The sequence below is a fragment of the Mycobacterium sp. NTMscope_Eco_3 genome, from assembly GCF_976985685.1.
Genome location: NZ_CDRJYZ010000001.1, coordinates 561810 through 574998, shown reverse-complemented (window position 1 = coordinate 574998; position 13189 = coordinate 561810). Strand labels below are relative to the sequence as shown.

The window sequence follows — 13189 nt, the reverse complement described above, 5'->3', positions numbered from 1 at the left end:
GTGTCAGTCTGCCGGTCGGAGCAAATAGGTGTCCATGATCCAGCCGTGCCGGGCGCGGGCCTCGGCCCGCAGCGCAACGATGCGGGGCCCCACCTCGCCGACCGTGCCGGCGATGAGCAGTTCGTCGTCGGTACCCAGGTAGGCGCCCCACCAGATCCGGGTCTCGGGCGGGCACGTCTGAAACGAGCAGTCCGCGTCGAGCATCACGACCGCATCCCCGGCCAATCCGTGTGCGCGCAGCTGGCGTCCGGTGGTGATCAGAACGGGTTCGCCGACCTCGTTGAGCGGGATGCGGTGCCGGGCGGTCAGCGCCTGCACCGCGGTGATGCCCGGAATCACGTCGAACGTGAAATCGACCTGCGCGCCAACGGCGTCGAGGATCCGCAGCGTGCTGTCGTACAGCGACGGGTCGCCCCAGGCCAAGAAGGCCCCGACGCTGTGCGGACCCAGCTCGGCCGAGATGGCCGTGGCCCAGATCTGTGCGCGTGCGGCATGCCAGTCCGCGACGGCGTCGCGGTACTCGGCATCATCGGCGCGCTTGGGGTCGGGCAGCTCGACGAACCGGTAGCCCGGTTCGCGGATGAACCGGCTGCAGATCTCGCGCCGCAGCGCCACCAGGTCGCTTTTGTGCTCACCCTTGTCCATCGCGAAAAACACCTGCGTGTCGTTGAGCGCCTCGATCGCCTGCACGGTCACATAGCCGGGATCGCCGGCGCCGATGCCGATGACGTGGATGTGCCGGCCCAATGAACTCTCCTGACTCGCGTCGCTGCTCGACCACATTGCCGAATCGATATCGCACAGGCCTAGTCGGGACCTGAAGTACCCAGTACCATGGGTACTGTCTACGCACCCAATGGAGGGACGCCAGGGATGACCACGTCGCTGAAGCCCGGTGGGCCGAGCCGTGAAGAGTTCTCCGAACGCTTGCTGAAGGGCTCGGTCAAAAAGTCCTACGAGCCCGTCGTCGACATCGACTGGGACGCTCCGCTCGACCCGGACAAGTTCTATCTGCCGCCGCGGTTGGTGTCGCTGTACGGCACCCCGATGTGGGACGAGATGACCCGCGAACAGCAGATCGAGCTTTCCCGCCAGGAGTTGGTCAACACCCTCTCGGCCGGGATCTGGTTCGAGAACATGCTCAACCAGTCGCTGCTGCGCACGATCCTGCACGAAGACCCGACGAGTAACTCGACGCATTACAAGCTGACCGAACTGGGCGACGAGACCCGTCACATGGTCATGTTCGGCAAGGCCATCGAACGCGTCGGCGCAAAACCGGTGCGCCCCAGGCTGTTTCACCGGATGATCATCAACATGCTCCCCCTGGCGTTTCAGCGCGGCTCGATGCTGTGGGTGGCCGCGCTGATCGGTGAGGAGATCTTCGACTCGCTGCAGCGGCAGATGATGGACGACCCCGAACTGCAGCCAATCATTCAGCGGCTCATGCGCATTCACGTCACAGAAGAGGCGCGTCACATCCAATTCGCGCGCGACGGGGCGCGCAAACGCGTCGCCGAAATGCCCCGGTTCAACCGCTGGTTCATGGCCAACATCAACGGGCTGGGTGGCTACTTCTTCAACTATCTGTTCAGCAACCCGGTCCCTTATGCGCGAACGGGTCTCGACCCGCAGCGCGCCCGAAAGACCGCGCGCACCAGCCCACATCGCCGCGACGTTCAGGTTGCCGGCTTCGCTCCACTGGCGGCGTTCTTGACCGAGATAGGCCTGATGGGCCGGCTCGCGCGCCGCGGCTGGAAGCGCAGCAGGTTTCTGTGACGGCTTCGCGCTTCGGCGGTGAATCTCGCTGCCACATCGCCATTGTCGGCGCGGGGGTCGGCGGTCAGAACGCCCGTGACGCCTTGTCGGGCGCCCGGTTCACCGGCCTGGTCCTGCTCGACCAACCCGGCCACGACGTCACCAGCTCGCGGTTCGACGACCCCTCCGACACGTGGCTGTTGACCACGGCCGGGGGCGAGATCGTTCGCGCCGATGTCGTCGTCGCCGCCGGCCGAGGCATCTATGTCCCGTGGCTGCCGCCCATTGCCGGGCGCGAGGGCTTTCGCGGCGAGTCGTTTCACGCCGCGGCGTGGGATCCGGCATTTGACCCGTCCGGCAAGCGCATCGCGGTCATCGGCACCGACGCCACTGCCGGCTATCACCTCGGCCGGCTGGCCGGCGTGGCGGCGTCCACCACCGTCTTTGCGCAGGCCCCGCGTCGCGTCGTCACCGAGTTGCCGCTGTGGTCTACCCGCGCCACCCGCTGGCTGCGCCGCCCGAGCGCGTCGCGGCCTTCGATGGTGATCGTCTCGTCGGCCGTCGAAACGGTGACCGCGTCAGGGGTGCGGACCGCCGATGGTGTGCACCACAGCGTCGACGCCATCGTCTACGGCACCGGATTCTCGATCCCCGATGACGTCGCCGACGAGACGCTGACCGGCGCGGGCGGGCGGCCCATCCGGCAGGCCTGGCACGACGGCATGGAGCCGTTCTGCGGCGTGGCGGTTCGCGGGTTCCCCAACTATTTCTTCATCACCGGCCCCGATCCGGGCGCGCAAGCCCGCTACATCGTCGAGTGCCTGAAACTCATGAGGCGCACCGGCAGCGACCGCATCGAGGTGCGCGCCAGCAGCCAGCATGTCTTCAACGAACGCGCCCAACTGGGACCGGCCGAACCGCCGCCGGTGGCGTCCGCCTTCGACCTTTCGGCCAGCGCGCCGGCCGGTGACGACGCCTACGACGGCGCCGCCACGCTGGAGATCGCCGGGAACCGCCACCCGGTACGGGTGCGCCTCACCGGGCACCTGGACCCGATCGATGGGCGCTATCACTGGCAGGGAACGGTATTCGGGTCGCCGTCCGACGACCTCAAAAAGGCGCGGACGGCCACGCTGACGGTGGGTGAGCGCAGCGCACCCGCGCGCATCGTGGAACGGACGCCCTGGGGCACGCATTCGGTCGCCGGCGTGGGCGCTCCCCCCTACGCGTTGAGCAACGCATGAACCGGTGCCGGCACCTCGCCGCCGGCTAGCGCATTTCTGCAGGAAACGCCCTGTTTTTCGGCCATACCGAAAAGTTTGGCCGCGCCCGCTCTGTGGTAACCCCGAGGGATAGCGCGTGCTGAGCAATGAACTCCATGGCGCGTTCGGGCGGTGCAGGTCGACGCCTCGACGAACACGGAGGGGGACGCATGATTTATTCGATGCGGGTCTGCGGCGTGAGTCCGGGGGGATCCCGATCGCAACCTGCAGCTTCTCGATGCATCGACGCCGGCCCACCGCGAACTAGACTTTTGCCGCTGAGGGCGGATACTCAAGCAGTCGGCCCGGCAGAACACAAGGAGCGGGAAATGATTCCGGACGTCCCGATCGAGCTGGGATGAGCCCGGTGGCTGAGTCGGCCAGCTCGTTGGCCGTCGCGACGCGCACGGATGACTCGATAGCCGTGCTGACCGTCGACGGCGTGCTGGACACCGCCAACTCCACCGCGCTACGCGACCGCCTCATCAAAGCGACGTCCGACGGGGCCTCCGCCGTTATCGTCGACGTCTCCGGGCTCAAATTGAACACCGAACCGGCATGGTCGACCTTCATGGGCGCCTACTGGCAGATCGGCAGCGCGACCCACGTTCCGATCGTGTTCGCCTGCACCAACCGAACGACCCGCGAGGCGATCACCCGAAGCGGGATCGCCCACTTCATGCCGGTGTATTCCAGCCAGAAGGCGGCGATGAAGGCGCTTGGTCAGAGCAGCCGCCGCGCGGTGCGGCGTGCCGATGCCCAGCTGCCCGCCGACCTCACCAGCCTGCGCGAGTCGCGGCGGCTGGTCCGCGAGTGGCTCACCACGTGGTCGCAGGCCAAGCTCATCCCCGTCGCATTGGTGGTCGTCAACGTGTTCGTCGAGAACGTGCTGGAACACACCGCCAGCGTCCCGGTGATACGGATCGAGGCGCAGGGCACGGCGGCGACCATCGCGGTCTCCGACGCCAGCACCACCCCCGCCGTGCGGCTTCCGTCCCCGACGAAGGGCATCGACGTCTCCGGCCTGGCGATCGTCGACGCGTTGTCCCGCGCGTGGGGCAGCACGCCGACGTCGTCCGGCAAGACGGTGTGGGCGGTCATCGGCCCCGAGAACCAGCTGTAACTCGTTCCAACCAGTTCTAGCCACACCCATCTGCCGGTTGTGCTGAAACTAGAACACGTTCTAATGTCGTGGGACGACCCCTTCAGGAAGGCAGATGACGTGCGTTTTACCTACGCAGAGGCGATGACTGACTTTCGGTTCTATGTCCCGCTGGCCAAGGCGGCCGAGGCGGCCGGCTACGACGCCATGACGATCGCCGACAGCATCGCCTACCCCTTCGAATCCGACTCGAAATACCCCTACACCCCGGACGGCAACCGCGAGTTCCTCGACGGCAAGGAGTTCATCGAAACCTTTGTGCTGACATCGGCATTGGGCGCGGTCACCTCGAAGCTGCGGTTCAACTTCTTCGTCCTCAAGCTGCCCATCCGGCCACCGGCGTTGGTGGCCAAGCAAATTGGGTCACTGGCCGCGATGACCGACAACCGGGTGGGTTTCGGCGTCGGCACCAGCCCGTGGCCCGAGGACTACGAATTGCTGGGGGTTCCCTTCGCCAAGCGCGGCAAGCGGATGGACGAATGCATCGAAATCATTCAGGGCCTGACCTCCGGTGACTACTTCGAATTCCACGGCGAGTTCTACGACATCCCCAAGACCAAGATGACGCCCGCGCCCACCAAACCCGTCCCGATCCTGATCGGCGGTCACGCCGACGCGGCGCTGCGGCGCGCGGCCCGCCTGGACGGCTGGATGCACGGCGGCGGCGACCCCGAGGAACTCGATCAGCTGCTCGCCAAGCTCAAGCGGTTCCGCGAAGAAGCCGGCAAGACCGGGCCTTTCGAGATCCACGTCATCTCCGCCGACGCCTACACCCCCGACGGCATCAAGCGGCTCGAGGACAAGGGCGTCACCGACGTCATCGTCGGCTTCCGCATCCCCTACATCAAGGGGAAGGACACCGAGCCGCTGGAGAGCAAGATCCGCAACCTGGAGATGTTCGCCGAGAACGTGATCGCGAAGCTCTAGCAAGCGTCACAGCGGGTCCCACCTGGGCGCGCGCTTCTCCTGGTGAGCCTTGGCGGCCTCGACCGGGTTGTTGGTGAAGCCGCTCAGGATCTGGGTGCGGTTCTCGATCTCGATGGCGTGGCGCAGGCTGGGCGCATCCAGCGCGGCGTTGAGCCCAATCTTGGTCTGCCACACGCCATATGCGTTGTTCTCGACGATCGATCGCGCCAGCGTGAGTGCGGCGGGCATCAGGTCGTCGGGCGCGACCACCTCATGCACCAGCTTGATGCGATGGGCCTCGGCGGCGTCGATGATGCGACCGGTGAGCATGAGTTCGCGCGCCACCCCGGCACCGACGATCTTCGGCAGCAGGTAGCTGGTGCCCATGTCCATCGACGAGAAGCCGGCCTTGATGAACACCGAACCGAACCGCGCCTGATCCGAGGCCACCCGGATGTCGCTGACCAACGTGAACGCCAGGCCGCCCCCGACGGCGACCCCGTTGACCGCGGCGATCACCGGGATGTCCAGCTCGTAGATCCGGGTGTACAGGTTGGCCAGCCGGACCTGAGCGTCGTAGGTGACCTTGAACGCCGGCGTGGTCGGCTTGTTCCGAGTCCAGGGCTGCCCGGTGCCGCTCAAATCCGCACCGGCGCAAAATCCCCGGCCGGCGCCGGTCAGGATCGCCACCCTGAACTCGCCTGCGCCGAGCGCGTCCAAGGCGTCGTCGACACCGTCGATCAACGACCCGTCGATCGCGTTGAGGCGTTCGGGCCGGTTCAGCGTGATGCAGGCGATGTGGTCCTCGAGGGTTTCCAGTTTCACTGAAGGCATACCGAGACCGTAGGCGACCGATCAGGCATACCGTGGTTTGGCCGCCTATCGAAGGAGCAGCCATGGCACGAACCGAAGGTGACACCTGGGACCTGGCCAACAGCGTGGGCGCCACCGCCACCATGGTGGCCGCGGCCCGGGCGGCCGCCACCAGACGGCCGCAACCGGTCATCACCGATGAATTCGCCGAGCCGCTGGTGCGCGCCGTCGGCCTCGACCTGTTCACCAAGTTGGCGACCGGCGAACTCGATTCCTCCGACATCGAAAGCGGCGTCGGGTTTTCGCGGTTCGTCGACACCTTCGCCGCGCGGGCGCTGTTTTTCGACGACTACTTCGCCGCGGCCGGGCAGGCCGGCCTGCGCCAGGTCGTGATCGTGGCGTCCGGGCTGGATTCGCGCGCCTATCGGCTGCCGTGGCCCGCGGGGACGACCGTGTACGAGATTGATCTGCCGGAGGTGATCGCGTTCAAGACCGCGACGCTGGGCGAGATCGGTGCGGCCCCAACCGCCGAACTGCGCACCGTGGGTATCGATCTGCGCGAGGATTGGCCGGCGGCCCTGCAGGCGTCGGGCTTTGATCCCGCCAAGCCGACGGCGTGGCTGGCCGAGGGAGTGCTGATCGGATTTCTTCCGCCGGAGGCGGAGGTGCGGTTGCTGGACGCCATCATTCCGCTGTCGGGCGAGGGCAGCCGGTTCGCCGCCGATTTCGGGGCCGCCGCCGGGACGTCGCCGGAGGCGCTGGAGAAATCCCGGCTCATGGCCGAGGGGTGGCGACGGCAGGGGCTCGACCTGGACATCACCGCGTTGACCTATCCCGGGGAGCACACCGACGTGGCCGCGCATCTGCGGGCCAACGGATGGGAGACCACCGAATTCCGGCTCTCCGACCTATTTTCGGCCGCGGGCCTCCCGGAATTGGGGGAAGCCGAGCACCAGGCCCCCGCCGCCACGATCAGCTTCGTTCGCGCGGTGCGGATCTGACCGCGAGAGTGCAACTGGCGGCGCGTCTTCTCGAGAAATGCGTTGGCAGTTGCACTTTCGCGGCCATAAGCAGCGTCACCCAGCCCGTTTGGCGAGCCATTCGGCCTGCATCACGAGCAGGGCCATGACCTCCAATTGGGGTGTCTGCGGGTCGAGTTCGCGGTATCGCTGGTAGACGTTGACGACGACGCGCTCGGCGTCCAGCCAGGACGCGTACTCGCCGAGGTCGATGGTGTCGGCGGCCTCGGCCCACGACAGGCCCTTGCGGTAGGCGGCCTCGGCCTGTTCGGCGACGTGCACGAGATAGCCACGCACCGCGCGGATTCCCTCCGGGTCGGTGACCGGTCCGTGGCCGGGCACCACCGTCGGCGCGTCCAGCGCGATCATGGCGTCGCAGGCGGCTACCCAGTTGGCGATCGGGCCGGCCCACACGATGGGTGTGCAGCCGATGAACAACAGATCGCCGCCGAACAACACCCCCGCGTCGGGCACGTGCACCACCGAGTCGGCGGCGGTGTGCGCGGGACCGAGATTCAGCACATCGATGCGCCGCCCACCCACCTCGACGGCCAGGTTGCGCTCGAACGTCTGGTCGGCATTGCGCAGTGTGATGTTGCTGAAGTCGAAGTGCCCGAAGCGTTCTCGCGTGTACGGCGTGGCGATCGGCCCGAGATTGGCGGTCTGCGCCATGGCCAGCATCTCCGGGGCCATCCCGTGTTCGATCTCCTCGGCGGTGCCGCGCGCGGCGATGATCCGCACCGAGGGGTCGAGCAGTTGGTTGCCGTGCGTGTGGTCCCCGTTGGAGTGCGTGATGACCGCGTCGGTGATCGGCGCGGACGCGGTGAGGGACCGCATCGCGGTGAGCATTTCGCGGGTCAACGCCAGGTCGAACAGGGTGTCCACCAGCAGGGAGGCCCCGTCGCCCGCGATCAGCCCGGCGTTGCTCCATCCGTAGCCGCCGTCGGGCAGGGTCCAGGCCCACACGCGGTCGGCAACCTCGTGCAGCCCACGGGTGTAGGGCACTCGGGCGCGGGCCCGGTTGACCCGCGGTCGGGCCGGGGCGGCGTCCGGGTTCGGCCGCGCGGCCAGCGGGTGCGGCGCGCCGCTCGCACGCACGGTCTGCCGGGTCTCCCCCAGCCCTTGGACCTGCAGCGTGACGATGTCACCGTCGTGCAGCCAGCCCGGAAACGATTCCAGGGCCGCGGGATTGAGGTGCTCAACCAGCGTGCAGGTGGGCACCGTCCCGGAGCCGATGACGTCACCGGGAGCGAGGGTGACGCCACGCGACGCATAGGAGATGACTTCGCCGAAGGTCCAGTCCATCTGGGCGGTCGATCCGGAGCCGATGACGACGTCGTTGACCAGGGCGGTGACCCGCAGGTCCAGTTTGCCGTCCCGGCAATACGGTTCGAGCTCGTCGGGGGTCACCAGGTAGGGGCCCAACGTGACCCCGCTGTCTTTGCCCTTGCCTTGCCCGATGCCCAGTTGACTCTCCATCTGCTGCAGGTCGCGGGCGGACCAGTCGTTGAAGATGGTGTAGCCGATGATCGCCTGTTCCGCCTGTTCGACCGTGAGATCCTTGCCCCCGGCCCCGATCACCGCGGCGATCTCCAATTCGAAGTCCTGCCACGCACTCCCGGGCGCGGTCGGCGCGTCGTCGTACGGACCCAAAACGGTTGCCGGGCAGGCGAAGTAGAAGGCCGGTATGCGGTACCAGGAGTCGCCGAGGGTGCGCCCGGCGCCCAGCGCGGCCTGGCAGTTGCGCATGTGGTCAAGGAAGCACAGCGAGTCCCGGATCGACGGTGGGCGTGGGATCGGTGCCAGCAATCGCACCTCCGCCAGCGGGACGACCGCCGCCGGGGATCGCTGCGCATCCTCACCCGCTTGCCGCAAGCCCTCGGAACCACGGGCCACGAGGTCGAGGAGCGTCGCGCCCGACGGCATCGCATGGATGGCGTCGCCCGAGAGCACGCCGACGCGTTCACCGCCCGAACCATCTTGGTAGGTAACCCATTTCACTCGCGCACCACCTCACTTGCCTCCTTGTCCGGTCGCAACCCGCGCCAGCTCGATTGACGTAACCGGTCATCCGGGGTCCACTCGCTGTAGCGCACCTCCCCCACCAGTACCGGCTCGACGAACGTCACGCCCCTGGTCTCGGCCTTGGGAAGCGGTGGGGTGAAGGGGGATTCGCCGGTGTGCAGCGGCGCCAGCGTCTTCTTCAGATTGGCCAGGTCGCGTTCGGTGAACCCGGTGCCGACGCGCCCGGCGAACCGCAACCCTTCCGCGCTGGGGATGCCCATCAGCAGCGAGCCGATGCCGCTGCTGCGTCCGCCTTCACCGGCTTTCCAGCCGCCGATGACGACTTCCTGGGTGTTCCAGTGCTTGTCCTTGATCCACGACGACGAACGGCGGCCCGGCTGGTAGGTGGAGTCGCGCTTCTTGGCGATCACCCCCTCCCAGCCGCGCTCCTCGGAGTGCGCCAGCGCCTCTTTGCCGTCCCCGGGCAGCGGGTCGGGGACGATGAGCTTGCTGCCGGCGGCCAGCATTTCCAGCAGCTTTCGCCGATCCCGGTAGCGGGCCCGCAGCAGCGAACGGCCATCGAGGTAGAGCAGGTCGAACGCCCAGAATTCGACCCGCGAGCCCCGCCCGCGGTTTTGCATCTCGTGGAAATTGGGCACCCCGGAGGAGTCCAGCACCACGGCCTCGCCGTCGAGCACCACGTGATGCTCGGCGAGATCTTCTGCCAGCCAACTCAGTTCGCGGTACTCCTGGGTGACTTCGCGACCGCGTCGCGACCGCACACGAAAGGAGCCGTGGTCGACCTCGATCAGAAGCCGGTAGCCGTCCCATTTGCCTTCGAACGCCCACTGGCCGGCCTTCAGGGCCGCCACCGAACCGTGGGTGGCCAGCATCGGGGCGATCGCGTCGAACTCGAAGGCCTTCTGGTCCTTCATCCGGTGCGCCAGCCACTGGTCGCCATTGGTTTGAATCAGCGCGTAGCGTCCGGAGATCTTGCTGCCGTGCAGGTTGACGATGACCTCATCGTCAAGGAACTTCTCGGCGTCGTAGGTTCCGGAGTCCCAGATGATCACCTTGCCCGCACCGTATTCGCCCTTGGGGATGACGCCTTCGAACCCGCCGTATTCCAGCGGGTGATCCTCGGTGTGGACGGCAAGGTGGTTGACCGACGTGGTGTCGGGCAGGTTCTTGGGCACCGCCCAGGACACCAGGACACCGTCGCGCTCCAGCCGGAAGTCGTAGTGCAGCCGGCGGGCATGATGCTCTTGGATGACAAAGCTATTCCCTTGCCCAACAGCGGGTTTCGCTGCGGGCACCGGCTCGGGGGTTTTCGCCGCGTCGCGCATGCTGCGGTACTTGGTCAGCCGATCCGGGATCGGCGCGTCCTCATCCAACGGCGCCAGCAGATCGCCGTCGCGCGCGACCCGGGCCAGCACTTCGTCATACCGCAGCTGGCGCAGCGACGGGTCGTCGAGTTCGTCCCAGGTACGCGGCGCCGCGACGGTCGGATGTTCGCGTCCGCGCAGCGAATACGGCGCGATGGTCGTCTTGGAGCCGTTGTTCTGACTCCAGTCCAGGAAGATCTTCCCCGCCCGAAGGCTTTTGGTCATGGTCGACGTGACCAGCTTGGGCATCGTCTTTTCCAGCTGTTGCGCAACGCGTTTGGCCAACACCGTGGCGCCTTTACTGCTCACTGGCTCGTCGAGCGGCGCGTACAGGTGCAGGCCCTTGCTGCCGCTGGTGAGCGGGAAAGTGGTCAGCCCGATCCCGGCCATCAGGTCGCGGACGGCGCGCGCCACCTTGGCCATCTGGGCCATCGTCACGCCTTCACCGGGGTCGAGGTCGAACACCAATCGCGTCGCCGGGCCGGGCTTGAGCTCTTCGGCCCGGCGCCGCGTCCACTCGGCGACGAACCGCCACTGCGGCACGTGGACTTCCAGCGCCGCCTGTTGGGCGATCCAGGCCAGTCCGGTGGGGTCGTCGATGATCGGATAGGTCGTGGTTCCGGATCGGTGGGTCACGCTGGCGCGCGGCAGCCAGTCGGGCGCCGACGAGGCCAGTTGCTTTTCGAAGAAGGACTCCTGTTCGACGCCGTTGGGCCAGCGTTTGCGTGTGGCCGGGCGCCCGGCGACGTGCGGGACCATCACCTCGGCGATCCGCGTGTAGTAGTCGAAGATGTCGCTCTTGGTGGTTCCGGTGGCGGGATACAGCACTTTTTCGGCGTTGGTCAGCTTGACCCGCGGACCCGCCGTCGAACTCATACTGTGAGTCTATGGGCGGCGCGCTGGTGATCGGTGAAGCGCTGATCGACAGGGTCGAAGGGCGCGGCGCCGCCGAGCACGTCGGCGGTAGCCCACTCAACGTGGCGGTCGGTCTGGCCCGGCTGGAACATCGCGTCGACTTCTTGACCCATATCGCCGACGACCCACCCGGCCGGCGCATCGCCGAGTACCTGAAATCCGCTGGTGTGCAACTCGTTCCGGGAAGCGTCTCGGCCGAACGCACGCCGACCGCAATCGCGACCATCGCCGACGACGGCTCGGCCAGTTACACATTCGATCTGCAATGGCGGCTTTCCGGCACCCCCGAGGTGGCGCCGCCGTTGCTGGTGCACACCGGGTCGATCGCGGCGGTGCGCGAGCCGGGGTGCTTGGCGGTCGCGGCGCTCCTCGAGGCTTATCGCGTCTCGGCCACCCTGAGCTTCGATCCCAACGTGCGACCCTCGCTGATCGCCGACCGGGAAGCGGCGCGGGCCCGTATCGCGCATCTGGTCGAGCGCAGCGACATCGTCAAGGTCAGTGACGAGGACTTGAAGTGGATCGATCCCGATCACGAGCCGCAGCGCACGGCCCGAGGCTGGCTGGCGTCGGGATCCGCGATCGTCGTCCTGACCATGGGCGGCCGGGGCGCTACGGCGTTCTGCGCGGCCGGGGATGCGCGGGTGGATGCCCGGCAGGTCCGGGTGATCGACACCGTCGGTGCCGGCGACGCGTTCATGGTCGGCCTGCTGGATGCGCTGTGGGCACTGGATTTGTTGGGCGCCGACCGGCGGGGCGCCTTGCGCCGGGTCGGGCTCGACGCGCTCACGGCGGCACTCGAGACCGCCGGCCTGGCGTCGGCGCTGACGGTCTCGCGGGCCGGCGCCGATCTCCCCGATCGCGCCGAGCTGCGGGCCGAGGCAAACCGCGGCCCCTAGCTTTCTCGAGCGGGGCCCATGCGCTCGCGGCCGTAACGCCACGGCGAAAATTCGAGGACGATCTCGCCGTGGCGTTACGCGCGCGGGCGTCTGAGCAGCGGCGCGACGGCGCGGGTGCTGTTAGGCAGCGAACACTATGGGCATACTGACTTACATGCGCTCCATCTGGAAGGGTTCCATCGCGTTCGGTCTGGTGAACGTCCCGGTCAAGGTGTACAGCGCCACCCAGGACCACGACATCAAGTTCCACCAGGTGCACGCCAAGGACAACGGCCGCATCCGATACCAGCGCGTGTGCGAGGTGGACGGCGAAGTCGTGGAATTCCGGGACATCGCCCGCGCCTACGAATCCGATGACGGTCAGATGGTCATCATCACCGACGACGACATCGCCACCCTGCCCGAAGAACGCAGCCGCGAGATCGAAGTGCTGGAGTTCGTGCCGGCCAGCGACGTGGACCCGATGCTGTTCGACCGCAGCTACTTCCTGGAGCCCGATTCCAAGTCGTCGAAATCCTATGTGCTGCTGGCCAAGACGCTCGCCGAGACCGACCGGATGGCGATCGTGCATTTCACGCTGCGCAACAAGACCCGGCTGGCGGCGTTGCGGGTCAAGGACTTCGGCAAGCGCGACGTGATGGTCATCCATACGTTGTTGTGGCCCGACGAGATTCGTGACCCGGACTTTCCGATCCTCGACAAGAAGGTCGAAGTCAAGCCCGCCGAACTCAAAATGGCCGGGCAGGTGGTGGATTCGATGGCCGAAGAGTTCAACCCCGACCGCTACCACGACGACTACCAGGAGCAGCTGCACGAGCTGGTCCAAGCCAAACTCGAAGGCGGAGAAGCGTTTACCACCGAGGAGCAGCCCAAGGAGCTGGATGAGACCGAGGACGTCTCCGATCTGCTGGCCAAGCTGGAGGCCAGCGTGAAGGCGCGCTCCGGTGGCGGGGACGGCAAAGCCCCGGCGAAAAAGGCACCCGCGAAAAAGAGCGCCGCGAAAAAGACGCCCGCAAAAAAGACCGCCGCCAAGAAGGCGCCGGCCAAGAAGGCGGCCTCGAAGTCCTGA

Annotated in this window: 11 protein-coding genes; 7 read left to right on the top strand and 4 right to left on the bottom strand. The window is 67.1% G+C overall.

Annotated features, from left to right (window positions below):
* Positions 1 to 3: 3 nt before the first annotated feature.
* Entirely contained in the window at positions 4 to 747 is a 744-nt protein-coding gene (cobF, locus tag AC0KTM_RS02840) for a precorrin-6A synthase (deacetylating) (protein ID WP_472417357.1), read from the bottom strand.
* Between the two features lie 126 nt (positions 748 to 873).
* On the opposite strand from cobF, the gene AC0KTM_RS02835 reads away from it, so the two are divergent.
* From AC0KTM_RS02835 to AC0KTM_RS02820, 4 genes are all read left to right on the top strand, one after another.
* On the top strand, positions 874 to 1779 hold the full coding sequence (locus tag AC0KTM_RS02835; RefSeq protein WP_225330103.1) for an AurF N-oxygenase family protein: 906 nt from the start codon (positions 874 to 876) through the stop codon (positions 1777 to 1779).
* Positions 1780 to 2033: 254 nt separating this feature from the next.
* Positions 2034 to 3002, top strand: coding sequence for a DUF4873 domain-containing protein (locus AC0KTM_RS02830; RefSeq protein ID WP_472417355.1), 969 nt, complete (start codon positions 2034 to 2036; stop codon positions 3000 to 3002).
* 376 nt (positions 3003 to 3378) lie between these two features.
* Complete coding sequence (locus tag AC0KTM_RS02825) at positions 3379 to 4143, top strand: STAS domain-containing protein (RefSeq protein ID WP_472414920.1); 765 nt, start codon at positions 3379 to 3381, stop codon at positions 4141 to 4143.
* 99 nt (positions 4144 to 4242) lie between these two features.
* On the top strand, positions 4243 to 5109 hold the full coding sequence (locus tag AC0KTM_RS02820) for an LLM class flavin-dependent oxidoreductase (RefSeq protein ID WP_064940149.1): 867 nt from the start codon (positions 4243 to 4245) through the stop codon (positions 5107 to 5109).
* 6 nt (positions 5110 to 5115) lie between these two features.
* On the opposite strand, the gene AC0KTM_RS02815 is transcribed toward AC0KTM_RS02820, so the two are convergent.
* The gene (locus AC0KTM_RS02815) at positions 5116 to 5922 is read right to left on the bottom strand and encodes an enoyl-CoA hydratase/isomerase family protein (protein ID WP_472414918.1); all 807 of its coding nucleotides are present in this window, start codon (positions 5920 to 5922) and stop codon (positions 5116 to 5118) included.
* 62 nt (positions 5923 to 5984) lie between these two features.
* Here AC0KTM_RS02815 and AC0KTM_RS02810 point away from each other — a divergent pair, with 62 nt between their 5' ends.
* On the top strand, positions 5985 to 6902 hold the full coding sequence (locus AC0KTM_RS02810) for a class I SAM-dependent methyltransferase (RefSeq protein WP_472414916.1): 918 nt from the start codon (positions 5985 to 5987) through the stop codon (positions 6900 to 6902).
* A 75-nt stretch (positions 6903 to 6977) separates the two neighbouring features.
* On the opposite strand, the gene AC0KTM_RS02805 is transcribed toward AC0KTM_RS02810, so the two are convergent.
* Positions 6978 to 8921: a fumarylacetoacetate hydrolase family protein gene (locus AC0KTM_RS02805; protein WP_472414914.1), complete on the bottom strand. Its 1944-nt coding sequence runs from the start codon at positions 8919 to 8921 to the stop codon at positions 6978 to 6980.
* Positions 8918 to 11185, bottom strand: a complete 2268-nt coding sequence (locus AC0KTM_RS02800; RefSeq protein WP_472414912.1) for an ATP-dependent DNA ligase — start codon at positions 11183 to 11185, stop codon at positions 8918 to 8920. Before AC0KTM_RS02800 ends, AC0KTM_RS02805 begins: the two co-directional genes overlap by 4 nt.
* 11 nt (positions 11186 to 11196) lie before the next feature.
* Here AC0KTM_RS02800 and AC0KTM_RS02795 point away from each other — a divergent pair, with 11 nt between their 5' ends.
* The gene (locus tag AC0KTM_RS02795; protein ID WP_472414910.1) at positions 11197 to 12120 is read left to right on the top strand and encodes a carbohydrate kinase family protein; all 924 of its coding nucleotides are present in this window, start codon (positions 11197 to 11199) and stop codon (positions 12118 to 12120) included.
* A 154-nt stretch (positions 12121 to 12274) separates the two neighbouring features.
* Entirely contained in the window at positions 12275 to 13189 is a 915-nt protein-coding gene (gene ku / locus AC0KTM_RS02790; protein ID WP_472414908.1) for a non-homologous end joining protein Ku, read from the top strand.